Genomic DNA, 25,292 nt, shown 5'->3' with positions numbered 1-25,292 from the left:
TCCCCTGAAGTCCCTGAAACGCCCCTTTCAGGGGACACTGGACCGCATGACCATCCTTGAGCAGACCATTGCCGCGATCCGGCCGGCCGATCCGGCGGCCGTCGCCGAGGCGCGAGCCCATCAAGACCGGCTGACCAAGCCCCGAGGCGCGCTGGGCACGCTGGAGGAGGTGGCGATACGGCTGGCCGGAGCCGCGGCCGTCAGCCCGCCGCCGCTCCCCGCCCCGGCGGCTTTGGCGATCTTCGCTGCCGATCACGGCGTTCATGCTCAGGGAGTGAGCCCGTGGCCGCAGGAGGTCACCCTCCAGATGGTCGGCAACTTCCTCGCGGGCGGCGCCGTGGCCAACGCCTTCGCGGCCCAGGTCGGCGCCTCGGTGACGGTCGTCGACGTCGGCGTGGCCGCCGATCTCGATCCGGCGCCCGGCCTGAGAATCAGCAAGGTCGCGTACGGCACGGCCGACCTGTCCCAGGGGCCGGCGATGACCGCCCGGCAGGTGGCCGAGGCCCTGGAGGCCGGGATAACCGTGGCTCGCGAGCTCGTGGACCAGGGCGCCCGCTGTCTGATCACCGGAGACATGGGCATCGCCAACACCACCGCCTCGGCCGCCCTGATCTGCGCGTTCACCGGACAGGACGCGGCCGTCGCGACGGGCAGGGGGACCGGGGTCGACGACAAGACGCTGGAGCGCAAGATCGAGGTGGTCCGGCGGGCCCTCCACGTGAACGGCCTGACGCGGGAGCCGGACGCCGCCCCCCGGACGGCGCAGGCGGCCCCGGTGGCAGGGGCGGCACCGACGGGGCAGGCGGCGCCGTTCCAGACGGTGGCCTCGGCCATGGAGACGCTGGCCGCGGTCGGCGGGCTGGAGCACGCGGCGATCGCCGGATTCATCCTGGGCGGGGCGGCCGCCGGGGTGCCGGTCATCCTGGACGGTGTCATCGCGGGATCGGCGGCGCTGGCGGCGGCGGCGCTGGCCCCCGCCGTCGTGGACCACTGCGTGGCCGGACACCGTTCCGCCGAGCCGGGTCACGCCGTCGCGCTCGGCCACCTGGGCCTGCGCCCCCTGGTGGAACTGGAGCTCCGGCTCGGCGAGGGCACGGGCGGTCTGCTCGCTTACCCGATTGTTTGCGCGGCCGTCAGGGTCATGCACGAGGTGGCGACCTTCGATTCGGCCGGTGTCAGCGACAAGGAGGCCTGACCTGCGAAATGCTTGGAGCGTACCGGTGAATGGTAGTCCGCCGCTTCTTTACCCTTGTTAACGCAGAGGCAGCAAAGAAGGCGTCATTAGCCGGTAGGTTTACCTATTAACACGCCGTGCTTCACGGTTCATCGCGAACGGGAGATTTGCCGCCATGTCGCCCTACCTGCTCGGTTTGCGCCTCTCCGGGCGGCGGGTGCTCGTCGTCGGTGGTGGACGCGTCGCGCAGCGGCGGGTTCCGGCGCTGCTCGAAGCGGGTGCCCTGGTCACCATCGTCTCGACGAGCGTCACGCACGCTCTCGACGATCTCATCGCCACCGGTCGTGTGACCTGGGAGGCCAGGCCGTACCAGGTCGGCGACCTGGACGGGGCCTGGCTGGTCCAGGCATGCACCAACGACCGCGCGGTGAACACCGCGGTGGCCGCAGAGGCCGAGGCCAAGCGGATCTGGTGCGTACGCGCCGATGACAAGGACGCGTCGGCCGCCTGGACCCCCGCGAGCGGCAAGGTGGACGAGATCAGCGTGGCGGTCACCGCCGGCGGTGACCCCCGGCGGGCGGCCGGGATCAGGGACGCCGTCGTGGAAGCGCTCCGGGACGGCACGGTCGACGCCCGGCGCAACCGCACCAAGCCCGTCGGCGTCGCCCTGGTCGGCGGCGGTCCCGGCGATCCCGGGCTGATCACGGTTCGAGGACGGCAGTTGCTCGCCCAGGCGGACGTGGTCATCGCCGATCGGCTCGCCCCGCAGGCCCTGCTCGACGAGCTGTCCCCGGACGTCGAGTTGATCGACGCCGCGAAGATCCCCTACGGCCGCTACATGGCCCAGGAGAAGATCAACGAGCTGCTGATCCAGCACGCGAAACAGGGCAAGTTCGTGGTGCGGCTCAAGGGCGGCGATCCGTTCGTCTTCGGGCGGGGCGGCGAGGAGATGCTCGCCTGCGCCCGCGAGGGCATCCCGGTCATCGTGGTTCCCGGGATCACCAGTCCGGTCGCGGTGCCCGCCGCGGCCAACGTGCCGGTGACGCACCGCGGCGTAAGCCAGGAGTTCCATGTGGTCTCCGTACATGTTCCGCCGGGTGATGCTAAATCCACCGTTGACTGGCCAAATCTGGCAAGATCCGCTGGAACTCTGGTGCTCATGATGGCCGTCGAACGAATCGGCGCAATTGCCGAAACGCTCATCCGAGACGGACGTTCGCCGGAAACTCCCGTAATGGTGGTACAGGACGGTACTCTTCCCACCCAGCGAGCTCTTTTTGCCACGCTGTCCACGGTGGCAGAGCGCGTGACCGCGGCTGGGATTCGGCCACCTGCGATCGTGATCGTCGGCGATGTCGTGAAGGTCGGCCAGGAGGTCGAGATGGTTCGAGCGGAGCGGGTACCGTGAAACCGGCTGCCAACATGCCTCCTCACAGGGGTGGGCGTGACAACCGCCGCGCCGGCAATCCTCAGGAGCCGTCCGGCGACACCTCTCCGGACGATGCCGAGTCCCCCGGAGAGAAAACGGTCATCTTCGGCGCCATTCGTCCCGACGATGACGCGGCCTCCATCCAGGCCCGTGCCTCGGCTCCCAATGGGAAGGACGCCGGCGGTGCCGCTCCGTCGTCTTCGGAGGATGCGTTCGCCGCCTTCCGTGTGGCGGCTGCGGCTGCTGAGGCGACCATTGCCTCTTTGACCGCGGGTAAGGATGTTTCGCGCGGGGATGCGAACGCGCCGGGTTCCGGTGCGGGTGCCTCGCCGGCGAGCGGCAGCGCGCCGTCTTCGCCTCCGAGCGCCGCCCCGGGTGCCTCTCGCACGAGTGTTCCCCCTGCGGGTGCCTCTCGTACGGGTGCTCCTCCTGCGGGCACTTCTCGTCCGGGTGCCTCCCCGGCGGGTGCTTCCCCCGGCGCCTCTCGTCCGAGTGTCCCTCCCGCGGGTGCCTCTCGCACGGGAGTTCCTCCTGCGGGCGCCTCTCGCCCGGGTGTCTCCCCTGGGGATGCCTCGCGTAATTCTTCCCCTGCGGGTGCCTCTCCCGGGGGCGTTTCTCCTGCGAGTGCCTCCCGTACGGACAGAGGTGCCGCTCCGTCGTCTTCGGAGGATGCGTTCGCCGCCTTCCGTGTGGCGGCTGCGGCTGCTGAGGCGACCATTGCCTCTTTGACCGCGGGTAAGGATGTTTCGCGCGGGGATGCGAACGCGCCGGGTTCCGGTGCGGGTGCCTCGCCGGCGAGCGGCGGCGCGCTGCCTTCGCCTCCGAGCGCCGCCCCGGGTGCCTCTCACACGAGTGTCCCCCCTGCGGGTGCCTCTCGTACGGGTGCTCCTCCTGCGGGCACTTCCCGTCCGGGTGCTTCCCCCGGCGCCTCTCGTCCGAGTGTCCCTCCCGCGGGCACCTCCCGTACGGGAACTCCTCCCGCGGGCGCCTCTCCCACGGATGTTCCTCCCACAGGTGCCTCACGTAACGCTTCCCCTGCGGGTGACCCCCGTACGGATGACTCAGGTACGGATGCCTTACCCCCGAATGCCTTCCGTACGGCCGGCTCCCGCGCGGATGCCTCCCCCACGGGTGCGTCCCGCGCGGACGTTCCTCCCTCTGGCGCCTTCCACACGGCTTTCTCCCGTGCGGACGCCCCTCCTGCGGTCGCACCCCGCACGCCCGCCTCTCGTACGGATGCTCCCCCCGCGGGTGTCTCCCGCGCGGATGCCTCCCCCTCGGAGGCCTTCCGTACGGGCGCCTCACGCCCGGATGGCGGTGTCGCCCCTTCACGAACTCCCTCCGCGACAGAGAGCACCGAGCGGGCATCTCAGACGGATTCCGGGGAGGGGAGGTCCGGCGGGAAGATCGGAGCTCCGTCTCCGGGCACCGTCCCCGCCGACGCGGACACCGGCGCTCCTCCTCTCCGCGCGGGCAGTGCGGACGCAAGCGAGGACTTACCCGAGGCAGACGCCGAGACGAGCTCCGAGGGCGTCGACCTGGACTCCTCGGATACGGACCCGGAGCCGGACAACGTCGTTGTCCTCGACCCTGAGGCCGACTCGGAATCCAGCTCGAACTCTGGTTCCGGCCCCGACTCCGAGGTCGACTCCGAATCCAGTTCGGGCTTTGATTTCTCCCTCGACTCCAGCTCCGACCCCGAGACCGAGGTCAATTCCGGCTCCGAATCCAGCTCTGCCTCTGAGGATGACCTCAGCGCCGACTCCGACTCCAGCTCCGACCCCGAGGCCGAGGTCGATTCCGGCTCCGAATCCAGCTCTGCCTCTGAGGATGACCTCAGCTCCGGCGCCGACTTCAGCTCCGACCCTGGCCCCGAGGCCGACTCCGGCTCTGAGGCTGAGGTCGAGGACAGCGACAGGACCGACGACGAGACCGGCGGCGCGGCCGAGGGCGACGAGGAGGCCGAGGAGACGGAGGGCGACCGGGTGCGGGAGATCCCGCTGCCGGACGTCGTCTCCGAAGCCCTGACCAACGCGCTCACCGCCCTGCGCAACAGCGTCACCGACCTCCGCTTCAACCTGGACCTCCCGGGCGCCGAAGAGGCCAGGCGGACCCAGAGCGAGATCCTGGCCCAGCTCGACGACTACGTGATTCCCCGCGTCCACATGAGCACCGCCCCGGCGCTCGTCGTCATCGCGGGCTCGACCGGCGCGGGCAAGTCCACGCTCATCAACACCCTGGCCAACGCCAAGGTCAGCGCTACCGGCGTGCGCCGCCCCACCACAGGCACCCCGGTCCTCGCCTGCCACCCCGACGACCACGAATGGTTCGCCAAGGGAGATCTGCTCGGCAGCCTGCGGCGTCAGAGTGAGTTCGACTCCGATACGGCTCCCGGCGGCCTCGTGCTCGTCTCCACGGAACGCCTCCCTCCGGGTGTGGCGCTGCTCGACACCCCGGACATCGACTCGGTCGTCGAGGAGCACCACGAGATCGCTCACCGCATGCTCGACGCGGCCGACCTGTGGATCTTCGTCACCACCGCGGCCCGTTACGCCGACGCACCGGCCTGGCGACTGCTCCGCCTGGCCAAGGAGCGCGGAGCACGGTTGGCCATCGTGCTCTCCCGGGTGTCGCCCCAGTCCCGCGAGGTGGTCACCAAGCACTTCGTCAGGATGCTGACCGAGTACGGCCTCGGCGAGGTCGACCGGTTTGTCATCAACGAGAGCAAGGCCACCGACGGCATGCTTCCCGACCACGAGGTCACCGAGCTCCGGCTCTGGCTGACCGAGCTTTCGGTCGACGACCGGCGGCGGGCGCAGGCCGTACAGGCGACCCTGTTCGGAGCGTTGAACAGCTTTCGCACCCGTATCCCCGCGCTGGCCAAGCAGCTGGAGGCCCAGGTCTCCTTCAGGAGCGACCTCCGTACCGACGTGGACGCCGCGTATATCCATGCGATGACCGAGATCGAGGAGACCACCAGGAACGGCTCGCTGCTCCGCGGTGAGGTGCTCGCCCGGTGGCAGGACTTCGCCGGGTCCGGCGACCTCATGCGGACTCTGCACCTGCGCAAGCCCGGCCGCTTCGCGGGGAAGGCGACTCAGCAGGCCCCCGAGCGGCTCAGCGCGCTCAAGTCCGCACTGCGGGCCGGGCTGGAGTCGGTCGTCGTATCGGCGGCGCAGCGGGCCGCCGAGGAGACCGCCGCTCGCTGGCTGCACCGCCAGAGCACGGGGAAGATCCTGGTCGACACCCCGGGTCTCGGCCGCGCCTCCGACGAGCTGCTGCGCAAGACCAGCCGGGTCGTCGCCGCCTGGCAGGACCACATCATCGAGCTGATCCGGACCGAGGGTGTGACCAAGCGGTCGGTTGCCAGGGTGATCTCGTTCGACGTCGAGTCCCTGGCGTTGATCTTGACCGTAGGGCTGCTCGGCAACGGCTCGGCCGAGGCCGGAGGCATCGCCGGTGCGCTGCCGCAGCGGCTGGTGCACGCGCTGCTCGGTGCCGAGTCGTTGCGCAACATCGGCGTCAAGGCCCGAAGCGATCTTCGTGCCCGGATCGGCATGCTGTTCGACGACGAGACGTCGCGTTATGTCCAGGTCCTTGATGGGGCCGGCATACCAGACGAAAACGCCGCCACCCGCCTTTACCAGGCAACGTACAATCTCGAGGTCGCCCGATGAGCGTTGGCACCACCCAGACACGCCAAGGTCTTGGCGGACGGCTCGCCGCGCTGGCACGGATCGTGGAACTGGGGCCGGGCAAGGTCGAGCCCAAGCTCCTCACCGACTCGGGGCAACTGCTGCTGCGCGCCGGTGACCGGCTCAAACTATCCTCCGACCACACCGTGGTCGCGCTCGCCGGAGGCACGGGAAGCGGTAAGTCGACGCTGTTCAACTCGATCTCCGGGCTGGAGCTGTCGCCGACAGGTGTGCGCCGCCCGACCACGGCGCGCACTCACGCCTGCGTCTGGGGCCTGGAGGGCGCGGGCCCGCTGCTCGACTGGCTGCAGATCCAGTGGCGCCACCGCTTCGCCCGGGCCAGCGCCCTGGACAAGGGCGAGAGCCAGCTCCACGGACTGATCCTGCTCGACCTGCCCGACCATGACTCCATCCGGGCGCTGACCGACACCGAGGCCGACCGGCTGATCCAGGTCGCCGACCTCGTCGTGTGGGTGCTCGACCCGCAGAAGTACGCTGACGCCTCCACGCATCGCCGCTACGTGACCGACCTGGCCGGCCACGAGGCAGTGACGATCTTCGTGCTCAACCAGGCCGACCGGCTGGAGGCCGAAGAGCTGGCCGAGTGCGTCGCGGACCTGGACGGGCTGCTCCGCCGCGAGGGTGTCGAGAACCCCATCATCGTGGCCACCTCCGCGATCACGGGCAGGGGCGTGGACAGTCTCAAGGCGGTCCTCGCCGAGACGGTGTCCAAGCGCAGAGCCGCGGTCCAGCGCCTGGAGGCCGATCTTGACCGCCTGACGCTCCGCCTGACGAAGGTCATGCCCGACGGGGGAGCACCCGGCGCCGCGTCCTCCGTGGATGACGCCCGCCGGATCGGCCTCACCGACGCCCTATGCGACGCGGTCGGGGTTCCCGCGGTCGGGGAGGCGATGGAGAACGTCTACGGCGTGCGGTCCATCGAGTGGATCGGCTGGCCGTACGCACGCTGGGTCGCCAAGCTCCGCCCCGATCCGCTCAACAGCCTGCGCCTGAGCGACCTGAGGGACGAGATCCGAGGTCTTGCGGGAGATTCGGTCAGCGCGCAGCCGGCGGAGGTGGACAACGCGGTCCAGGCCCTTTCCGACGGGCTGACCTCCGGCATGCACGAGGCCTGGCAGAACGGAATCAGGGACGCCGCGCGTTCGCGCTCGGCTCAGCTGCCCCAGGTGCTTTCCGAGGAGCTGTCGGAGGTCGCACCGCGCCTGGACCGGGTCCCCGTCTGGTGGCGGCTTCTCCTCGTCTGGCAGTACCTCCTGATCCTGCTGTTCCTCGCGGGTGTCGCCTGGGTCGGCACGGCCGTCCTCTACGGTGTGGTCGGCGTCGGCAAGCTGCCGTCGGGCCTGGCCGTGTTCGGCGAGACGGCCTCGCTGCCATGGGTGGCGCTGATGATGCTCTCCGTCCTCGGGCTCGGACTGCTCACCGCCGTGGCCAGCCGTAACTTCGTCGTGCTCGGAGCGGGTAACGAGCGTGATCGTCTGGAGCGGGAGATGCGCCGCAGGGTCGCGGGGGTCGCCGAGGGCATGGTGATCGAGCCGGTGGAACGCGAACTGGCCCGATACAACGAGTTCTACGCGGCGATGCGAAGCATGCGGGGCTGATTCCGCGCCGTCCACGATTCTGCTGTTGGTCGATTCTGCTGTTGGTCGAGGCCCTGCGCATCGGCGCGGGGCTGCACCTGGGCCAAGCTCTGCGGTGAGGGCGTGTGTTCGGGCCGCCGGATCTTGCCGCCCCGTCACTCCCGCGAAACTCCGCCACCTGGCCGCCCCTCGTCGGCGGTGCCACGTCTCGACCGCCGCCCTTGCCCTCGCCGTGCCCTTCTTTCCGGTACGGCCCCCGCACGGGTGAGCGGTACCGAGCCGCCGACCTGCCCTCGCCCGTCGTGTTTTTGACCTTGAGCTCCGTGCGGTGTCGCAGCGCGGGTGGCCCTGGGCCATCACCCGCCGTCACCATGTTCTGACCCGAACCGACCATGTCACGGTGCTGGTTCCGCACTGTCCACAGCTGTGGCGCGGGCCCGGACGGTTGTCCCCAGAGCGGGATTCGGTAGCTCGTGCCGGGGGCGATACGGGCCATCGTGTGTTCCATGCCGCGGGCAGTCCGCCGGCTCTCATGGGAGGCACGATGAACGACATCTACGTCACGCTGACCGGTAATGTCGCGGCTCCGCCGCGCCAGCACACCTTCCCCGACGGCTCGCGGGTCACCTCGCTCAAGGTCGCCTCGACGAGCCGTTACTTCGACAGGGAGAACCAGCAGTGGCGCAACGGTGACACGACCTACTTCGGCGTCCGCTGTTTCCGCGGGCTCGCCGACAACGTGGCCCAGTCGATCCACCTGGGCCAGCCGATCGTCGTCCAGGGGCGGTTGCGGATCCGTGAGTTCACTCATGAGGGCGAGCGCCGTTTCATGGCGGAGGTGGAGGCCAACTCGCTCGGACATGACCTTCGCTGGGGGCTCGGGAGCTTCGCCAAGCCACAGCGGGGTGGGGCGACCCCGGCACTGGGCCAGGAGGAGCGGAGCGAGCTCGACCGCGAGACGTTCGACTGGGCGATGGGCGGCGCGGCCCCTGGCGAGGAAAGCGCCTCCGGGGCACTGGCCCTGGTGAAGGCCGCGGACGAAGACGACAACGCGGCAGAGGCCGAAGGCGGTACGGCGGGTGAGGGCGCGGCCGGGAGCGAGCCGAGCACGTCGGACCGCGGCCCGACGGGTGAGACGCCGGATGCGAACGAAGAGGCGGAGGAAGAGATGGTCAGCTGGGAGCTTGGCGTGGGAGAGCCGATCGGGAAGCCGGGCGCGGGGAAGCCGGGCGCGGCCCCGAAGGAGACGGCTCGTAAGAAGGCCTCTGGGAAGGAGCTCGGCGCGGGGGAGGGGGCGGCCGGGAAACCGGGCGCGCCGGAGAAGCAGGTCGACAGGACGGCGAAGGACGATGCGCCGTGGCCCGTGGAAGAAGGTATTGCGGCCTGAGACGGGTTTCCCGTCGGCCCGAGTGCCGCGCCGAGCTGGGCGAGTGCGCCGAGCGGATCGCCCAGGTCCTCGCGGGCCGAGATGTGGTGCCCTTGAAGGTGCCTGAGGGGGCGGTGGTGCTTTCGAGGGCGCCTGGATGAGGCCGGACGGCGCCTCTAGAGGTGTCCGGGGGTGCCCCCGGAGGTGTCTCCGGGGGTAAGGCGCGTGATGTGGCTTCCGTGGCGTGGCGGGGCTTCCTTGAAGGTGCCCGAGGGCGGGGCCGGTGGTGCCTTCGAGGGGTGTGGTCCGAGGGGAGACGGGGTGGCGCCTTTGGAGGTGCCCATGGGTAAGGCGGGTGGTGCCCTTGGAGGTTCCCGGGGAGCGGTGTTGCCTTCAAGGGTGCCCGAAGGGAGACGGGGCACCCTTGAAGGTGCCCGAGGATTGAGGTGGGGCGCCTTTGGAAGCGCCCCGAGGTAAGGCCGAATGGTGCCTTCAGCAGGGCGCGGAAGTGCCTTTGGCAAGGCACGGAAGTGCCTTCGGCAGGGTTCGGAGGTGAGGCGGGTGGCGTCTTCGGTGGAGTCCGAGGTGCGAGGGATGCATCGAAGCCCGGATGGGTAAGATCGGAGCCCCGAGGGTGAGGGGGCATCGGCCGGACGCGGTCAGTGCCTTCGCGAGAGTGCGGTGGCGCCGAGATAAGCCGGCCGATGGTCGTTCCCGTGTCGGATGCCGAGACACCTGTTAGGTCCAGGTCACGCCCCGCCGCATGGCTGCTCCTTTCCCACACGGTCCGCTCGCGAGCGAGCGATTCCTTTGTGAGCCAACTGGTGAGCTGCCCACTCTGCCAAAGGTAGCGGTTCCCATCGCATGCCGCACACTCCGCAACTATTGTGTTACACATCGTTAGTCGGAGAGGGGGACGACATGGCGGCTCCCAGTCACACCTCAGTCAAGCCACGCGACAGCGTGGCGCCCTTGGCCGACAGATGGCCTCTGCTTGGGCAGCGTCGCGCACTGGTTGGTTACATCTGCGGGGTCGTGGCCCTGGATTTTGCCGCAATCTTGTTCTTCGCCGTATCCGGCAATTTCCGCTGGTCTGATCTGCTCACCTTCACCGCGCTGATGGCATGTGGCGCCGTCTGCATCGAGGCGACCCGCAGGCTCGGCATGCCCGCGGGCGTCTCCCGCGACCTGCTCTCCGCGTGGTGGCTGCCGGCCGCGCTGCTCCTGCCGCCGGTCTACGCGCTTCTCGCGCCCATCCCGCTCCAGTTCCTGCTGCAGAAACGGGTGCGCGAGACGGTCGTCTACCGGAGGGTCTTCAGCTCGGCCGCGATCGGCCTGGCCGGATGCGCGGCCTCGCTGCTCTTCCACGGCACGGCCGGTGGCCTGGCCGCGCTGACCAGGGGCGCCGGGGAGCCCATCCTCATCGCCGTCGGCTGCGCGGTGCTGTTCACGGTGGTCAACACCGCGTTGATCGCCATCGCCGCACACACCGCCGATCCCGACAGCCGCTGGCGGGAGGTTCTGTGGAATCGGGAAAGCCTGCTGCTCGACGTGGTCGAGCTCTGTCTCGGCGTCCTCGTCTCCATCACCTGCGGGCTGAACCTGGCGCTGCTGGTGCTGGCGCTGCCGCCGGTGGTGCTGCTCCAGCGCAGCCTGCTCCACGCCCAGTTGCAGGCGGCGGCCCGCACCGACTTCAAGACCGGCCTGCTCAACGCCGCGGCGTGGCAGCGCGAGGCGGACACCGAGATCGTCAGGGCACGTCGCACCGGCGAGACGCTCGCCCTGCTGATCGTCGACATCGACCACTTCAAACGGGTCAACGACACTTACGGCCACCTGATCGGTGACCAGGTCCTGGTGGGTGTGGCCTCCACCATCCGCAGTCAGCTGCGTGACTACGACGTGGTGGGCCGCTTCGGCGGCGAGGAGTTCGTCGTCCTGCTGCCCAGGGCCGATGTCACCGAGGCCCGCCGGGTCGCCGAGCGTCTGCGGTCCCGCGTGGGGCGGATGGCGGTTCCGGCCGACGACAACATGATCACTGTGACCATCTCGGCGGGGGTGGCAATCATGAGCGTGCACGGCGACGATCTGATCGAACTGCTCGCCGCGGCCGACCTGGCCCTCTACCGGGCAAAGGAGCTCGGCCGTGACCGGATCTGCCTGCCTGCCACGGTCGTGCCGCCTGCCCGTCGGCCCGGAGCCGAGTCCGCCCCTAGCTGAGCTCAGCAGGCCCTAAACTAAAGGCATGCCGGAGTACATCTACACAATGCAGCGCGTGCGCAAGGCGCATGGCGACAAGGTCGTCCTCGACGACGTAACGCTGTCGTTCCTGCCGGGCGCCAAGATCGGCGTCCTGGGCCCCAACGGCACCGGAAAGTCGACGCTGCTGAAGATGATGGCGGGCCTGGAGCAGCCGTCCAACGGCGACGCCCGGCTCATGCCCGGCTTCAGCGTCGGCATGCTTCAGCAGGAACCCCCGCTCAACGAATCCAAGACCGTGCTCGGCAACGTCGAAGAGGGCGTCGCCGAGACCAAGGCCATGCTCGATCGATACAACGAGATCGCCGAGCTCATGGCCACCGACTACAGCGACGCGCTCCTGGACGAGATGGGCACGTTGCAGGAAGCGCTCGACCACCGCAACGGGTGGGATCTCGAAAGCCAGCTGGAGCAGGCGATGGACGCCCTCCGGTGTCCGCCGCCCGACTCCGAGGTCACTCAGCTCTCCGGTGGTGAGCGCCGCCGGGTCGCGCTGTGCAAGCTGCTGCTCGAACAGCCCGACCTGCTCCTGCTCGACGAGCCCACCAACCATCTGGACGCCGAGAGCGTCCAGTGGCTCGAGTCCCACCTTGAGAAATATCCCGGCACCGTCCTGGCCGTCACCCACGACCGCTACTTCCTGGACAACGTGGCCAACTGGATCCTGGAGCTCGACCGCGGCCGTTGCCACCCCTACGAGGGCAACTACTCCACCTACCTGGAGGCCAAGGCGGCGCGGCTCAAGCTTGAGGGCCAGAAGGACGCCAAGCGCAAGAAGCGCCTGGAGGAGGAGCTCGAGTGGGTCCGCTCCAACGCCAGGGCGCGCCAGACCAAGAGCAGGGCGCGTCTGCAGCGCTACGAGGAGATGGCCTCCGAGGCCGACAAGCACCGCAAGCTTGACTTCGAGGAGATCCAGATCCCGCCGGGCCCGCGCCTGGGCACCACGGTCATCCGCGCGGAGAAGCTCACCAAGGGCTTCGACGACCGCGTCCTGATGGACAGCCTCTCCTTCGACCTGCCGCGCAACGGCCTCGTCGGCATCATCGGCCCGAACGGCGTCGGCAAGACGACGCTGTTCAAGATGGTCACCGGAAGCGAGACGCCGGACAGCGGCGAGATCGTCGTCGGTGACACCGTCAAGATCTCCTACGCGGACCAGAGCCGGGGCGGCATCGACCCGGCCAAGAACGTCTGGGAGGTCGTCTCCGACGGGCTCGACTACATCAAGGTCGGCCAGGTCGAGATGCCGTCCCGCGCCTACATCGCCGCGTTCGGGTTCAAGGGCCCGGACCAGCAGAAGAAGGCCGGCATCCTGTCCGGAGGCGAGCGAAACCGGCTCAACCTGGCGCTGACCCTCAAGCAGGGCGGCAACGTGCTGCTGCTCGACGAGCCCACCAACGACCTCGACACCGAGACGCTCTCCAGCCTGGAGAACGCGTTGCTGGAGTTCCCCGGCTGCGCCGTCATCACCTCGCACGACCGGTGGTTCCTCGACCGCGTCGCCACCCACATCCTCGCGTGGGAAGAGGGCTCGAACTGGTTCTGGTTCGAGGGCAACTACGCCGACTACGAAAAGAACAAGATCGAGCGGCTGGGCGCCGACGCGGCTCGCCCGCACCGTGTCACCTACCGCAGGCTCACCCGCGACTGACGCGGATCGCAGGAAAAAGGCCCCCGGCCCCCGCCGTACGGCGGGGGCCGGGGGCTCGCTACCGTTCTCGGTGTGTTTGAACAGAGCGTCGTGGACGGCGTCAGCCATAGCCACCGGCATGTTTTTCCCCGAGCCGTCAGGTTCGCCGACGTCGACTCGCTCGGCCACGTCAACAACGTGCGGTTCTTCGACTACCTCGAAGACGCGCGGCTGGCGATGTTCCACATCGACCCCCACCGGGAGGGCAGGAAGCCCTTCGACGGGCTTGTGATCGCCCGGCACGAGATCGACTACCGGCGCCCCCTCACCTTCCGCCCGGACCCGGTCCGGGTGGAGACCTGGGTGACCGAGATCCGGCCGGTGAGGTTCACCCTCGACTACGAGATCCGTGACAACGAGGAGATCTTCGTCCAGGCCCGCTCGGTGCTCGTCGCCTACGACGTGGTACGGGCCGCTCCCCGGCGGCTGAACCAGGAGGAGCTCGCCTACCTGCGCCGGTTCGCCCCCGCCGGGTAGCGCCCGCCGGATCCCCCGTGTTCGTGCGACGTCACCGAGACGGGCCGGGCTCTCCGCGGGCCGTACGCCGATGGGTCAGGGGGTGTGCAGCCAGGCCGCGGTGTCCGGAAGGAGCAGGTAGCCCTCTATGGGAGCGCTGCCGATCAGGACATGCTCGTGCGGCGGAAGCGATACCGGCTCGGTGCCGCAGTTGATGACGCAGGTCAGCGAGCCGCGTCTGAAGAACAGCGCGTCCTCGGGGGAGTCCAGCCAGGTGATTTGGTCATCGAGCGAGCCGCGCAGCGCGCGGCGGGCACGCAGGGCCTCCTGGTAGAAGCTCAGAGTTGAGCCCGGGTCGTCCGCCTGGCGTTCGGCGTTCAGCGTGGCCCACTCGGCGGGCTGGGGCAGCCAGGGCCGGACGCCGTCGGGGGAGAAGCCGTACGGCTCGGTGACGCCGGACCAGGGGATGGGAACCCGGCAGCCGTCCCGGCCGGGCAGCGTGCCTCCCGAACGGGCGAAAATGGGGTCCTGGCGGGCCTCCGGGGGAAGATCCTTCACCTCGGGGAGACCAAGTTCCTCCCCCTGGTACAAATATGCCGACCCGGGCAGGGCGAGCATGGCGAGCAGCGCCGCACGGCCACGGGCGAGACCCGGCAGGGAGCCGGTCGTGCCCTCGCCGTACCGGGTGACGTGACGGATCACGTCGTGGTTGGAGAGCACCCAGGTGGGAGCGGTCACGGCGGCCAGGGTGTCATCGATGATCTTCTTGAACGCCGTCGCCGACCATGGAGCCTCCAGCCAGGCGAAGTTGAAGCTCTGGTGCAGCTCGTCGGAGCGGACGTAGAGGGCGAGGTCCTCGGCGGAGTCGGTCCACACCTCGCCGATGGCCATCCGCTCGCCCTGGTAGGAGTCGAGCACCTTGCGCCACTCACGGTAGACCTCGTGGACCTCAGGCCGTCCCCAGATCGGCGACTCGGCCTTGAACGCCTGATCCTCCGGTGGGGTGTCGGGCAGTCCCTCGGCCTTGTACAGGCCCATCGCCACGTCGATCCTGAACCCGTCCACGTCCCGGTCCAGCCAGAACCGCAGGATGTCGAGGAACTCGGAGTGAATCTCGGGGTTGCGCCAGTTGAAGTCCGGCTGCTGCGAGGCGAACAGGTGGAGGTACCACTGACCGTCGGGCGTCTTGGTCCAGGCCGGGCCGCTGAAGGTGGACTGCCAGTTGTTGGGCGGCAGGTCCCCGCCGTCGCGGAAGATGTAGCGATCGCGCTGCTCACCCCGCAGCGCGGCCTGGAACCATTTGTGATCGGAGGAGCTGTGGTTCGGCACGATGTCCACGATCACGCGCAGCCCGAGCCGGTGAGCCTCCGCGACGAGCGCGTCGAAGTCGGCGAGGGTGCCGAAAAGAGGGTCGACGTCGCGGTAGTCCGCCACGTCGTAGCCACCGTCGGCCATGGGGGAGCGGTAGAAGGGGGTCAGCCAGATCGCGTCCACACCGAGCTCGGCGAGGTACGGCAGGCGCTGCCGGATACCGGGAAGATCGCCGACGCCGTCTCCAGAGGCGTCGGCGAAGCTGCGAACGTAGATCTCGTAGACGACGGCATCACGCCACCAGGGGGTTTCCATGTGCATCGATTGCCCTCGCTCGGTGGGGTTTATGCGTCGGGAGTGTTCATCCGGCGGGGTTTATGCGCCGGGAGCGTTCAGCATGCTCTGCGCCGCGTAGACCAGGTAGTCCCAGAGGCGCTTCTCCAGGTCGTCGGGGAGCTCCAGCGAGACCACCGCGTCGTGCATGTGCCTCAGCCAGGCATCGCGCTCGGCCGGGCCGATGACAAACGGATTGTGCCGCATCCGCAGGCGAGGGTGCCCGCGCTGCAGGCTGTAGGTGTTGGGACCCCCCCAGTATTGGATGAGGAAGAGGCGCAGCCGCTCCTCGGCCCCGGTGAGGTCTTCCTCGGGGTAGAGAGGCCGTAGCAGCGGGTCGTCCGCCACTCCCTCGTAGAAGCGGTGGACAAGACGCCTGAAGGCCTCTTCGCCGCCGACGGCGTCGTAGAAGGACTGGGGTTCCTCGGGGATCGCGGACACGCGTCAAGCCTAAGTGACGTCAGCCGGCGATCGGAATGGAGGCGCGGTCCAGGGCCGACTTGACGCGGAGGCGGAGCTCCCGGGCGACCTGGGCCTGCTTGGACGGGAGGGTCTTGGCGCTGATCCGGAAGATGACGGCGGTGTCGGAGATCTGCTCGATCCCCCAGACCTGGGGCTCCTCGACGATGACGGAGTCGCGGAAGGAGGGGTCCGACCAGATCTCGCCGGCCACCTGCTCGAGGAGCTCGCGGACCGCGGGAATGTCGGCGGTGTAGGACACCGGCACGTCCACCGCCGCGCGGGACCAGCCCTGAGACTCGTTGCCGACGCGGGTGATGGTGCCGTTGCGGACGTACCAGACCCGGCCCTCGGTGTCGCGCAGGCGGGTGATGCGAAGGGTGACCGCCTCGACCGTGCCGATCGCGGCGCCGGAGTCGATCACGTCGCCCACGCCGTACTGGTCCTCCAGGAGCATGAACATGCCCGCGATGAAGTCCTTGACGAGCTCCTGGGCACCGAAGCCGATCGCCACACCCACGATGCCGACGCTGGTCAGCAGGGGGGCGATGGGGATGGAGAGCTTGTCGAGAACGGTCAGAACCCCGGTGCCCAGGATGACGATGGAGGCGATGTGCTTGAGCACCGAACCCATGGTCTCGGCCCGCTGCCTGCGTCGCTCGGCCACGATCGCGTCAAGGCCCTCGGGGGTCGCCGGCTCCCGCCCGCGCAGGCGCCCGGCCAGGGAGGCGCGCCCGGAGGACGCGCGCCGTACCACCCGGGTGATCAGCCGATGGGCCACGTTGCGAAAGATCAGAGCGATCAGCAGGACCAGCACGATGGAGATCAAAGCCGCGACCACGGGCGCGAACGTGTCCGGCAGGACGGTCCGCATGAGATCGCAGAGAGCCCCTCCGCTGCCCTCGCAGCCCCGGGTCAAACCCATGCTCGCATTCATCACATCGTCGACCACGGCATCGATGGACGGCGAGGACGGTGACGGAGTGGGAGAGGGGCTTATTACGGACATGGGGGCAAACAAGAACACGGAGTGGATCCCTCTCGGATCGGATCGTTCGTCAAGACGGGCAAGTCATGCGACTCACCTATATTGCCGACCGAACCGGCCGCCGTCACATCACGCCGGGGAAGACGGGGACATCCGAGCTCAGGGCCGCGGGGGGTGGGCTCGGATGCCCCGGTGACGGACGACTCGTACGGGACGCGCACCCGGAAGCGTGTCCCGTGCCGTTTCCAAGAGGGATCCCTCCGGTTACCGCCCGGACGAGAACCGGGCGGCAGCTTGTGTTTTCTGGAGCTTCGAAGACCGTCGCCGGGCCGGCTGAGAGGGCCGGTCGGCGGGTTCGTTCGAGAGGTTCGAAGCCGACGGGGTGACCAGCGTCCGAAGACGCTCCGCACCGGTCACCCCGTCGGCCCCGTCGAGCCGCGGTAGGAGCGATGCACCCGGGCGGATGGACGCCGTCAGGCGCATCGCTCGCTCACTCCCCCACCGCGGCGAGTACGCGTGCGACCTTGGTCGCGGCACCGGCGGGGTCTTCCGCCGTGTGCATCCGCTCGCCCCAGGACCACCAGTAGTACCAATCCCGGCAACTGGGGGCGGCCTGCGCTCGGCAGGTGACATTCTCCGCCAGGCTGGTCGCGTTCGGGTTGATCACACGTACGAAGGCACGGCCCGACTGGGTCCGTACCACCCGGGCGTGGAGCCCGCGGGAGTCAAGTTCCGACACCAGTCGTTCTAGGTGCCCGAAGTCGTTTTCCCCCACCTCGTCCCTCCTCTTGGGTTTGGCTCACAGCACCGAATCGTGTTCGATTGATCACGCATTTGGTGTTGTGAGCCAAACATGGCCCACTGTGGCCTCAGGGTCAATGTGGGGAAAACCCAGATCAGGGTATGCCTTGTCCCAAGTAGGTTGAAAGAAACAGTCCGGCGGTGGACGATCCTTAGCCGGTGGCTTTATTCGTACGTTCCGGATGAGTCAAACGTGGTCCATCATTCTCTTAGGCACAGTGCGACAAACGAATCACACTGAGTCACAGGGAGAGGACCGGTCGGGACAAGTGTGCCAGCCAGCCCAGCTGGCCACGAGAGAGGGGCCGGTATGTCCGGCAGGCAGCACAGGGAGACGGAATTAGCGCGGCAGCTTCGGGCCAAAGGCCTGGCTGTCGGGCAGAGCTCGGCGCATATCGCCGAGTTGATCTACGAAAAGTGTAATCCGCAATTCGGGACAACACGGATTAAAGGTCATCGTCTCGCGCACGGCGTCGCCCTCGCGGATGTGATCGAACAGATAAGGGCGCTGTTCGAACGTGACGGCAAATCGGCGCCAGGCATAGGCGAGACGCTTCTCTCCGCCTACGAGAGCGGGCTGAAACGGCCCGGTCCCGAATACCTCCACTATCTGTGCACCGCCTACCGGGTCGAACCGGTCTCCCTTGGATACGACGGCCCGTGCATCTGTGGCCACGGCCACAAGATGCCCGGGACGGTCCGAGGAGATCTCCCAGATGGAAAACCCGATACTTCCCCCGGTCCTGGGGAGTTGCTGATTCAGTCGATCAGCAACGCCTCTTCCGTGGTCGGGGGCGAGGAGGACGAGAACGTGCTACGGAGGACGCTTTTACAGCTTCTGGCCGGCAGCGGCATCGCGCTGGACGGGCAGGTGCTCGGATCCGTGGAGAGCATTCGCAGAAGGATGGACGACACCCTGGTGTCGGCCACCGTCTCGGCTGCGATGCTGGATCAGTGGGAGGAAGCCACCATCGGCTTCGGCCGCCAATACATGAACACACCGCCGCTGAGACTGCTCTGCGACGTGCTCCTGGAGTTCAGCGCCGTGCGCAAGGCCATGGAGCGGCGCCAGCCGGTGGACCTGCAGGAACGGTTATGCCGCATGGCCGCCCAGCTCGCGGGGCTGAGCGGCATGATCATGATTAACCTCGGCGATCACCGGCTTGCCCGATCCTTCTTCAGGACCGGCAGGACGGCCGCGGACGAGACCGGAGACCGCGCGCTCAGGGCCTGGGTGACGGCCAGGGAGGCCCTGGTCCCGCTCTACTACGGCGACCCGCGCGAAGCGCTCAACCTTGCCAAGAAGAGCCGCGACATGGCCGGTCAGACGCCCTGCGCGGCTCAGGCCATGGCTCCGGTCGTCGAGGCCCGCGCGCTGGCGATGATGTCGGGTTCGGGCAAGAAGGACGTGGTCGACCAGGCCAAGCGGGCGCTGTCGCGGGCCAGGGCGGCGTTCTCCCAGATGACCGCCGTCGATCAGGACGACTCGACCTTCGGCTACACCGAGCGTCAGCTCTACTTCCACCAGGGAGACGCGCTGGTGAAGCTGGGGCAGGCGATGGAGGCCGACCTCATCCTGGAACAGGCGCTCACGAAGTACGGCCCGGCCGACTGGCTCGACCCGACCTTCATCAAGTTCGACCGTGCCCAGTGCAAGCTTCTCGAGGGTGACATCGACGAGGCACTGGCGATCGCCCGGGCCACGCTCGACGGCCTCGGCGACAACTGCAGGCCCGGCATCCTCATGCAGCGAGCCCATGAGATGGCCAGGGAGGTGGAGGCCAAGGCCCCCAACCATGCGGGGCTCAAGCTCTTCCAGGAGGCGCTGCGCGCCACGCCGACGGAGGATCCGGTGATTGGTGCATGAAGGCCAGAATCCGGCGTTATCGCTGGTCTGACCTCGAATCCGTCTGGGCGCTGCATCAGATCTGCCTCGCTCAGGTCGGTCTCGCACCGGGAGACGGCGTTTACTACGAAGATGATTTCCCCCAGATCAACGAGATCTATCTCGCCGGCGGTGGAGAGTTCCTTGTGGGGGAGATTCCCGGCGGGCGCATCGTCACAATGGGCGGATTGCGCCGCGTTGATGACCAGAGCGCGGAGATGTGCCGTATGCGGGTCCATCCGGAATTCCAGCGACGCGGGCTCGGCGCCCAGATGGTCGCGGAACTGGAGATGCGCGCGATCGAGCTGGGCTATGTCCGGCTCTGCGGTGACACCACCATGAACCAGCCTGCCGCGATGGAGCTCTATCGCAAGTACGGCTGGCGCGAGATCCGCAGAGAAGAGCGCGGCGGTTGCATCGTGATCTATGGAGAGAAAGATCTGGTTGTTGCCATGTCCCCCCTCATTAAGTAAGAGAATTTCATGCTAATCCGTCATTAGGCGTTGCGTTCAGGCAGAACAGGGGAATACTTACTCTTCGTATCTGTAGTCATTCTTTGGTGAGTGCGATGAAAAAGATCATTGTTCACAAGCCCGGAACGGTCAGACTGAGTGGCGCTTCCAGCGTCATGCACAAGGGGTGAGAGCGCCTCCCCGCTGAGTTGATCCTGGTTCTGACGACGATTCGTTCCGGGAAGACCTGGATGTGGCCGTGGTCCACGTTGAGCCGTACCGCGTCGCAGGGAAGCCGCAGGGAAAAAGAGTGGCGCGGGGCGGAAGACCGGCGAAGGAGGACACTCCTGGCGAGACAGAGGGCGCATCCGCAGGGGATGGGCCCGCGAGGTGGAGATAACCCCCACTCGGGGAGGAATCCCCCCTCTGCGGGAGTCATTTTCCCCTATGTGCACCAGGGTGTGGATTTTTCCTCCGCAGAGGAAAAGTCTGCACCTTTGCCTCTTCAGGGGGCGAGTTGGGTGATCCGGGAGACGACCTCCCGCAGGTCCGGAGGTTCGAGGGCGTCGGGAAGTTCGGCCATCTCCGCGAGGGAGAACCAGCCGGAGCCCAGATAGGTGTTGTCCTCCTCGGGAGTGAACGCCTTCGGATCCACCTCGGGAGTGCTCCCGAACCTGGCCAGATAGAACCGCTCGGTCTTGGCATAGCGAGTGCCGAGCCAGTCGAACTCCCTGCGCACCGGCACCCACCGGTTCAGCACCGCCTCGCCCGGCAGGCCGGTCTCCTCGGTCAGCTCGCGTCGCGCGGCCTCGAAGGGCGTCTCGCCGGGGTCGATCCCGCCGCCCGGCGGTTCCCACAGGGTCTGCCCGCTGGTCGTGTCGTGCCAGTGCATCAGCAGCACCCGGCCCGAGCCGTCCACGCAGATCACCCGGGCCGCGGGCCGGTCGTTCACCTGGGAGTCGCTCACAGGTCCGGGACGCTATCACCGTCAGCCGATTCAACGTGTTCATGCCGGAGAGGAGATCAACGGGAATGGTGCGGGTGAATGCGGGCGGGTCGCTGTACTCTGCCCAGGTCAGTCGAAGGCACCGTACGATCCGACCTCCTCAAGGGTGAAAAGGCATGAGTTCCAGGGCCGAGTTTGTGTTGACGTTGTCCTGTCCGGACCGTCCCGGCGTGGTGGCCGCGGTCTCGGGCCTCCTCGCGGGGCAGGGATGCAACATCATCGAGAGCCAGCAGTTCGGAGACGCCGACGGGCGGTTCTTCATGCGGGTGCAGTTCTCCTCGACGGTGCCCGACGGAGAACTGCTCACGGCCTTCGCCGCCCTCGCCCCCGAATTCGGCATGGACTTCAAGCTGCGGGACGTGGCCGTCAAGCCGCGCGTGATGGTGATGGTCAGCAAGTTCGGCCACTGCCTGAACGACCTGCTCTACCGGACACGCTCCGGCCTGCTCGACATCGAGATCGTCTCGGTCGTCTCCAACCACCCCGATCTCCGGCCGCTGACCCAGTCCTACGGCATCGACTACCACCACCTGCCGGTCACCTCGGAGACCAAGCCCAGGCAGGAGGAGGAGATCCTGGCGCTGGTCGATCACTACCGGGTCGACCTGGTGGTGCTCGCCCGCTACATGCAGGTGCTGTCGGAAGACCTCTGCGTCAAGCTCGCGGGCAATGTGATCAACATCCACCACTCGTTCCTGCCGTCGTTCAAGGGGGCCAAGCCGTACCACCAGGCTCACTCCCGAGGCGTGAAGCTGATCGGCGCGACCGCCCACTACGTGACCGCCGACCTCGACGAGGGCCCGATCATCGAGCAGGAGGTCGCCCGGGTCAATCACACCCACTCCGCGGACGACCTCGCCGCCATCGGCCGCGACGTCGAGTGCCAGGCCCTTGCCCGCGCCGTCCGCTGGCACACCGAACAGCGCGTCCTGCTCGACGGCCACAAGACGATCGTCTTCCCGCGTTAGCGGCCGGGATCCCGAGGCTTGACGCCGGTGGAGTCCTCAGAGGTGGAGACGCCGTACGGACGCCCGGTCTTCTCGTCGACACCGGCTGTCTCGCGGCCTTCCTCGTCCTCCTCGGCCGCGATCTCCTCGGCGCGCCTGCTCGTGCTGGTGCCGACGCCCAGGGGCGATGCGGCCTCGGTGTCGGTGGGGGAGACGCCCTCGCGCTCCTCCTCGGACACCACGCGTCCGGGACCCTTCTTCTCCGGCGGGGGAGCGAAGGCCCGGTTACCGGACTGGATCACCTCTTCGCTCGCGCGACCCACGTCGGGGGAGTAGCCGTGGTGCTCTTCCTCTCCCTCTTCGCCGTGCGGGCTCGCGTCTTCAGGTCTCTGTTTGTCGCTCATATCCAGCACCTCATCGGATTGACGGATTCTCAGCAGATTCTCGGCAGCGGGTCGCCGACCAGCAGGTCGACGATGCGGGTGCCTCCGAAGGAGGTCTTCAGCAGGACCAGCTCCGGCGGGTCGTCACCGATCCGTCCGATGACGGCCGCGTCCGCGCCGAGCGGATGGGAGCGCAGAGCGGCCAGCGCGACCTCGGCGGACTGCTCGGCCACCACCGCGACCATCCGGCCCTCGCAGGCGACGTAGAGCGGATCGATCCCCAACAGTTCACATGCCCCACGTACGGCGGGGCGTACCGGGATCGCGTCCTCTTTCAGCACGACGGCGACCTTCGAGGCCTCCGCTATCTCGTTGACGATTGTCGCGACCCCGCCGCGGGTGGCGTCCCGGAGGCAGCGCACCCCCCCGTCGCCGCAGGCGTCCAGCAGCACGCGGGTCAGGGCGTTGAGCGGCGCGGTGTCCGAGGTGAGATCGGCTTCGATGTCGAGCTCCCCCCGGGCAAGCATGATCGTGATGCCGTGCTCGCCGATCGGCCCGGACACGATGACCACGTCTCCCGGCAGGGCGGCGGCGGCGCTCAGCCGGGCAGGCCGGTCCAGCGTCCCGACGCCCGAGGTGGTGATGTAGCAGCCGTCGGCCTTGCCTCTCTCCACGACCTTGGTGTCGCCGGTGACGATCCACACGTCCGCCGCCCGCGCCGCCGCCGCCATGGAGGCGGTGATGCGCCGCAGGTCGGCGACGGGAAAGCCTTCTTCGAGGATGAATCCGGCCGACAGGTAGCGGGGGCGCGCCCCGCACATCGCCAGGTCGTTGACGGTGCCGTTGACCGCGAGGTCGCCGATGTCGCCCCCCGGGAAGAACAGCGGCGTCACCACGTACGAGTCGGTGGTGAAGGCGAGCCCGTCGACGACCGCGCCGTCCTCCAGGGGCTCCAGCAGCGGGTTGCGGAAGGCCTCCAGGAACACCGCCTCGATCAGGGTGTGCGTGGCCTTGCCGCCCGCGCCGTGCGCGAGGGTGATGCGGTCCTCCCGCACCCGGGCCTTGCGGTGGCGTACCCGCTCGATCCGGTCCAGGACCTGCTGCTCGCGGCTCGCCGGAGTCTGGATCGGGTCGGCAGGCCGAACCGGATCCGGAGCCCGGATCAGGTCCGGGGGCTGCGGTTCGCGGTCCGTGGACCTGATCCGCTCCGGGGCCTCCCGCGTAGCGGTCTCCACCCGGCCGGTGGCCTCCTCCTCGACGCTCACCTCTGGGTCGCCTCCTTGACGCGCTCGCGCGAGAACCGGCCGAAGTTGTAGTAGGCCGCGCACGCCCCTTCGGACGACACCATGCACGTGCCGATCGGCGTCTCCGGAGTGCACGCGGTACCGAACACCTTGCACTCCCAGGGCTTGAGCACCCCCTTGAGCACCTCGCCGCACTGGCATGCCTTGGGATCGGCCACCCGGCCGCCGGGAATCCGGAAGATCCGTTCGGCGTCGAAGGCGGCGTACCGCTCCGAGACCCGGAGCGCCGACTGCGAGATGAACCCCAGCCCGCGCCATTCGAAGTACGGGCGCAGCTCCATCACCTCGTTGATGACGCGCAGAGCCTTGAGGTTGCCGTCCCACGGGACCACCCGGGCGTACTGGTTGTCGATCTCGGCCCGGCCGCCGGCCAGCTGCACGAGGATCCGGTAGACCGTGTGCAGCACGTCAAGCGGCTCGAAACCGGCCACCACCAGGGGCTTGCCGTAGTCGCGCGCGATGAACTCGTACGGCCGGCAACCGATCACGGTGGAGACGTGGCCCGGCCCGATGAACCCGTCGAGGCGCAGGTCCGGAGAGTCCAGGATCGCCTTGATCGCGGGAATGATCGTCACGTGGTTGCAGAAGATCGAGAAGTTGGTGATCCCCTCGGCCTCCGCGCGCAGGACGGTCATCGCCGTCGAGGGGGCGGTGGTCTCGAAGCCGATCGCCATGAAGACCACGCGCTTGCCGGGATTCTGCCGGGCGATCTTCAGGGCGTCCAGCGGGGAGTAGACCATGCGGATGTCGGCGCCCCGCGCCTTGGCGTCGAGGAAGGATCCGTTCCCCCCGGGAACGCGCATCATGTCGCCGAACGAGGTCATGATCACGTCTGGCTGCCCGGCGATGTGGATGGCGTCGTCCACCCGGCCCATGGGGATCACGCAGACGGGACAGCCGGGGCCGTGCACCAGCGTGACCGCCTCGGGCAGGTAGTCCTCCAGCCCGTGCTTGTAGATCGTGTGGGTGTGCCCGCCGCACACCTCCATGAACTTGTAGGCACGACCCGGCTCGCACAGGGCGGCGATCCGTGGGGCCAGCGTCCGGGCCTTCTCGGCGTCACGGTACTCATCGACGAAGCGCACCGGATCTCACCCCTCCTCGATCATGGATTCACGGAGGGCCTCTATCTCGTCCTCGTACGCCTGCCCGATGCTCTCCAGGAAGTCGAGCGCCGCCTTGGCCTCCACCTCGTCGATCTTCGACAGCGCGAACCCGACGTGGATGAGGATCCAGTCGCCGGGCAGGACGGATTCGCCCTCCAGCAGGCCGATGTTGATCGCCCGCTTCACCCCGCAGACATCGACCATGGCCAGATCAGGACGGTCGGACAGGATTTCCACGATCTCGCCGGGAATTCCCAGGCACATGAGTGGCCTCCGCCATCTGGATGGATTCGAGGACGAGATCGTCGCCGCCCTCGCTGTCGATATCGGTGCCGCCGCATCCGGGGCAGACGGCGAAGGGGTCGACGGACGTGGTCGTCTGCTCGCAGGACCGGCAGGTCAGGCTGACCGGGACCACGACCAGTTCGACCTGCGCGCCCTCGGCCAGCGACCCTTCGGCGACCATGGCGAACGCGTGGTTTATCGCGGGTTCCGTGATGCGGAGCAGGGCGCCTGCCTGTACCCGCGCTCGCTGTACCCGCCGGCCGGCCGCCCGCTTCTCCACCGCGGTGAGAATCGCCTCGGCGATCCCGAATTCGTGCACGACTGACTTCACCTCATTCTGCTGACGTGGCTGAGCGGAGTCGCTG

22 protein-coding genes are annotated in these 25,292 nt (G+C 68.2%); 11 read left to right on the top strand and 11 right to left on the bottom strand.

Annotated features, from left to right (window positions below; translation table 11 throughout):
• Nucleotides 1-46 precede the first annotated feature (46 nt).
• From CHC08_RS24735 to CHC08_RS24700, 8 genes are all read left to right on the top strand, one after another.
• Nucleotides 47-1,195, top strand: coding sequence for a nicotinate-nucleotide--dimethylbenzimidazole phosphoribosyltransferase (locus CHC08_RS24735; RefSeq protein WP_089209750.1), 1,149 nt, complete (start codon nucleotides 47-49; stop codon nucleotides 1,193-1,195).
• Between the two features lie 154 nt (nucleotides 1,196-1,349).
• Nucleotides 1,350-2,582 carry a uroporphyrinogen-III C-methyltransferase gene (gene cobA / locus CHC08_RS24730; protein ID WP_089209749.1) on the top strand — a complete coding sequence of 411 codons (1,233 nt, stop codon included), beginning with the start codon at nucleotides 1,350-1,352 and terminating at the stop codon, nucleotides 2,580-2,582.
• 2,006 nt (nucleotides 2,583-4,588) lie between these two features.
• Nucleotides 4,589-6,280, top strand: coding sequence for a dynamin family protein (locus CHC08_RS24725; RefSeq protein WP_089209748.1), 1,692 nt, complete (start codon nucleotides 4,589-4,591; stop codon nucleotides 6,278-6,280).
• Nucleotides 6,277-7,917: a GTP-binding protein gene (locus CHC08_RS24720; protein ID WP_089209747.1), complete on the top strand. Its 1,641-nt coding sequence runs from the start codon at nucleotides 6,277-6,279 to the stop codon at nucleotides 7,915-7,917. The genes CHC08_RS24725 and CHC08_RS24720 overlap by 4 nt, the downstream gene beginning before the upstream one ends.
• Before the next feature lie 523 nt (nucleotides 7,918-8,440).
• Nucleotides 8,441-9,283, top strand: coding sequence for a single-stranded DNA-binding protein (locus CHC08_RS24715; protein ID WP_179282194.1), 843 nt, complete (start codon nucleotides 8,441-8,443; stop codon nucleotides 9,281-9,283).
• A 942-nt stretch (nucleotides 9,284-10,225) separates the two neighbouring features.
• Nucleotides 10,226-11,482 (top strand): GGDEF domain-containing protein, encoded by a 1,257-nt coding sequence (locus CHC08_RS24710; protein WP_245878548.1) that lies wholly within the window; start codon nucleotides 10,226-10,228, stop codon nucleotides 11,480-11,482.
• A 25-nt stretch (nucleotides 11,483-11,507) separates the two neighbouring features.
• Nucleotides 11,508-13,172, top strand: a complete 1,665-nt coding sequence (ettA, locus tag CHC08_RS24705) for an energy-dependent translational throttle protein EttA (protein ID WP_089209744.1) — start codon at nucleotides 11,508-11,510, stop codon at nucleotides 13,170-13,172.
• A gap of 72 nt (nucleotides 13,173-13,244) precedes the next feature.
• Entirely contained in the window at nucleotides 13,245-13,688 is a 444-nt protein-coding gene (locus CHC08_RS24700) for an acyl-CoA thioesterase (protein WP_245878541.1), read from the top strand.
• 75 nt (nucleotides 13,689-13,763) lie between these two features.
• Here CHC08_RS24700 and CHC08_RS24695 read toward each other — a convergent pair whose 3' ends face one another.
• The 5 genes from CHC08_RS24695 to CHC08_RS51660 all read right to left on the bottom strand — a co-directional run bounded on the left by CHC08_RS24695 (nucleotide 13,764) and on the right by CHC08_RS51660 (nucleotide 18,235).
• Entirely contained in the window at nucleotides 13,764-15,299 is a 1,536-nt protein-coding gene (locus tag CHC08_RS24695) for a glycoside hydrolase family 13 protein (protein WP_218825451.1), read from the bottom strand.
• A 54-nt stretch (nucleotides 15,300-15,353) separates the two neighbouring features.
• Nucleotides 15,354-15,752: a globin gene (locus CHC08_RS24690; RefSeq protein WP_089209741.1), complete on the bottom strand. Its 399-nt coding sequence runs from the start codon at nucleotides 15,750-15,752 to the stop codon at nucleotides 15,354-15,356.
• A 19-nt stretch (nucleotides 15,753-15,771) separates the two neighbouring features.
• Nucleotides 15,772-16,695 carry a mechanosensitive ion channel family protein gene (locus CHC08_RS24685; protein WP_245878540.1) on the bottom strand — a complete coding sequence of 308 codons (924 nt, stop codon included), beginning with the start codon at nucleotides 16,693-16,695 and terminating at the stop codon, nucleotides 15,772-15,774.
• A gap of 553 nt (nucleotides 16,696-17,248) precedes the next feature.
• On the bottom strand, nucleotides 17,249-17,533 hold the full coding sequence (locus CHC08_RS24680) for a hypothetical protein (RefSeq protein WP_089209740.1): 285 nt from the start codon (nucleotides 17,531-17,533) through the stop codon (nucleotides 17,249-17,251).
• 366 nt (nucleotides 17,534-17,899) lie between these two features.
• Complete coding sequence (locus tag CHC08_RS51660; protein ID WP_245878539.1) at nucleotides 17,900-18,235, bottom strand: hypothetical protein; 336 nt, start codon at nucleotides 18,233-18,235, stop codon at nucleotides 17,900-17,902.
• Nucleotides 18,236-18,310: 75 nt separating this feature from the next.
• Between CHC08_RS51660 and CHC08_RS24675 the strand changes: the two genes are divergently transcribed.
• Entirely contained in the window at nucleotides 18,311-19,426 is a 1,116-nt protein-coding gene (locus CHC08_RS24675; RefSeq protein ID WP_245878538.1) for an NsdA family TPR-like regulatory protein, read from the top strand.
• Nucleotides 19,423-19,917, top strand: a complete 495-nt coding sequence (locus CHC08_RS24670; protein WP_089209738.1) for a GNAT family N-acetyltransferase — start codon at nucleotides 19,423-19,425, stop codon at nucleotides 19,915-19,917. The genes CHC08_RS24675 and CHC08_RS24670 overlap by 4 nt, the downstream gene beginning before the upstream one ends.
• A 484-nt stretch (nucleotides 19,918-20,401) precedes the next feature.
• On the opposite strand, the gene CHC08_RS24665 is transcribed toward CHC08_RS24670, so the two are convergent.
• Complete coding sequence (locus CHC08_RS24665; protein ID WP_275937203.1) at nucleotides 20,402-20,863, bottom strand: NUDIX hydrolase; 462 nt, start codon at nucleotides 20,861-20,863, stop codon at nucleotides 20,402-20,404.
• 155 nt (nucleotides 20,864-21,018) lie between these two features.
• Here CHC08_RS24665 and purU point away from each other — a divergent pair, with 155 nt between their 5' ends.
• Nucleotides 21,019-21,870 carry a formyltetrahydrofolate deformylase gene (gene purU / locus CHC08_RS24660; RefSeq protein WP_089209737.1) on the top strand — a complete coding sequence of 284 codons (852 nt, stop codon included), beginning with the start codon at nucleotides 21,019-21,021 and terminating at the stop codon, nucleotides 21,868-21,870.
• On the opposite strand, the gene CHC08_RS24655 is transcribed toward purU, so the two are convergent.
• The 5 genes from CHC08_RS24655 to CHC08_RS24635 are packed head-to-tail and all read right to left on the bottom strand — an operon-like array spanning nucleotide 21,867 to nucleotide 25,207.
• Nucleotides 21,867-22,253 carry a hypothetical protein gene (locus tag CHC08_RS24655; RefSeq protein WP_089209736.1) on the bottom strand — a complete coding sequence of 129 codons (387 nt, stop codon included), beginning with the start codon at nucleotides 22,251-22,253 and terminating at the stop codon, nucleotides 21,867-21,869. The genes purU and CHC08_RS24655 overlap by 4 nt on opposite strands.
• A gap of 29 nt (nucleotides 22,254-22,282) precedes the next feature.
• A complete protein-coding gene (gene hypE / locus CHC08_RS24650; RefSeq protein ID WP_275937202.1) occupies nucleotides 22,283-23,497 on the bottom strand; it encodes a hydrogenase expression/formation protein HypE in 1,215 nt (404 codons plus the stop codon).
• Complete coding sequence (gene hypD / locus CHC08_RS24645) at nucleotides 23,494-24,621, bottom strand: hydrogenase formation protein HypD (protein WP_089209735.1); 1,128 nt, start codon at nucleotides 24,619-24,621, stop codon at nucleotides 23,494-23,496. Before hypD ends, hypE begins: the two co-directional genes overlap by 4 nt.
• A 6-nt stretch (nucleotides 24,622-24,627) precedes the next feature.
• Nucleotides 24,628-24,906 (bottom strand): HypC/HybG/HupF family hydrogenase formation chaperone, encoded by a 279-nt coding sequence (locus CHC08_RS24640; RefSeq protein ID WP_089209734.1) that lies wholly within the window; start codon nucleotides 24,904-24,906, stop codon nucleotides 24,628-24,630.
• Nucleotides 24,854-25,207, bottom strand: coding sequence for a hydrogenase maturation nickel metallochaperone HypA/HybF (locus tag CHC08_RS24635; protein ID WP_245878546.1), 354 nt, complete (start codon nucleotides 25,205-25,207; stop codon nucleotides 24,854-24,856). Before CHC08_RS24635 ends, CHC08_RS24640 begins: the two co-directional genes overlap by 53 nt.
• Nucleotides 25,208-25,292: the final 85 nt, after the last annotated feature.

This window comes from Streptosporangium subroseum (assembly GCF_900188345.1).
In the GTDB taxonomy this organism is placed as follows: Bacteria; Actinomycetota; Actinomycetes; order Streptosporangiales; family Streptosporangiaceae; genus Streptosporangium; species Streptosporangium subroseum.
Note: the sequence above shows the minus strand (reverse complement) of the source record. Positions and strands in the feature narration are given on the sequence as shown.

Bases quoted from the DNA above. Each gene is read 5' to 3' on its own strand.
- CHC08_RS24735 (WP_089209750.1), top strand. From the start codon at position 47: ATGACCATCCTTGAGCAGACCATTGCCGCGATCCGGCCGGCCGATCCG.
- cobA (WP_089209749.1), top strand. From the start codon at position 1,350: ATGTCGCCCTACCTGCTCGGTTTGCGCCTCTCCGGGCGGCGGGTGCTC.
- CHC08_RS24720 (WP_089209747.1), top strand. From the start codon at position 6,277: ATGAGCGTTGGCACCACCCAGACACGCCAAGGTCTTGGCGGACGGCTC.
- CHC08_RS24715 (WP_179282194.1), top strand. From the start codon at position 8,441: ATGAACGACATCTACGTCACGCTGACCGGTAATGTCGCGGCTCCGCCG.
- ettA (WP_089209744.1), top strand. From the start codon at position 11,508: ATGCCGGAGTACATCTACACAATGCAGCGCGTGCGCAAGGCGCATGGC.
- CHC08_RS24695 (WP_218825451.1), bottom strand. From the start codon at position 15,299: ATGCACATGGAAACCCCCTGGTGGCGTGATGCCGTCGTCTACGAGATC.
- CHC08_RS24685 (WP_245878540.1), bottom strand. From the start codon at position 16,695: ATGGGTTTGACCCGGGGCTGCGAGGGCAGCGGAGGGGCTCTCTGCGAT.
- CHC08_RS24670 (WP_089209738.1), top strand. From the start codon at position 19,423: ATGAAGGCCAGAATCCGGCGTTATCGCTGGTCTGACCTCGAATCCGTC.
- purU (WP_089209737.1), top strand. From the start codon at position 21,019: ATGAGTTCCAGGGCCGAGTTTGTGTTGACGTTGTCCTGTCCGGACCGT.
- CHC08_RS24655 (WP_089209736.1), bottom strand. From the start codon at position 22,253: ATGAGCGACAAACAGAGACCTGAAGACGCGAGCCCGCACGGCGAAGAG.
- CHC08_RS24640 (WP_089209734.1), bottom strand. From the start codon at position 24,906: ATGTGCCTGGGAATTCCCGGCGAGATCGTGGAAATCCTGTCCGACCGT.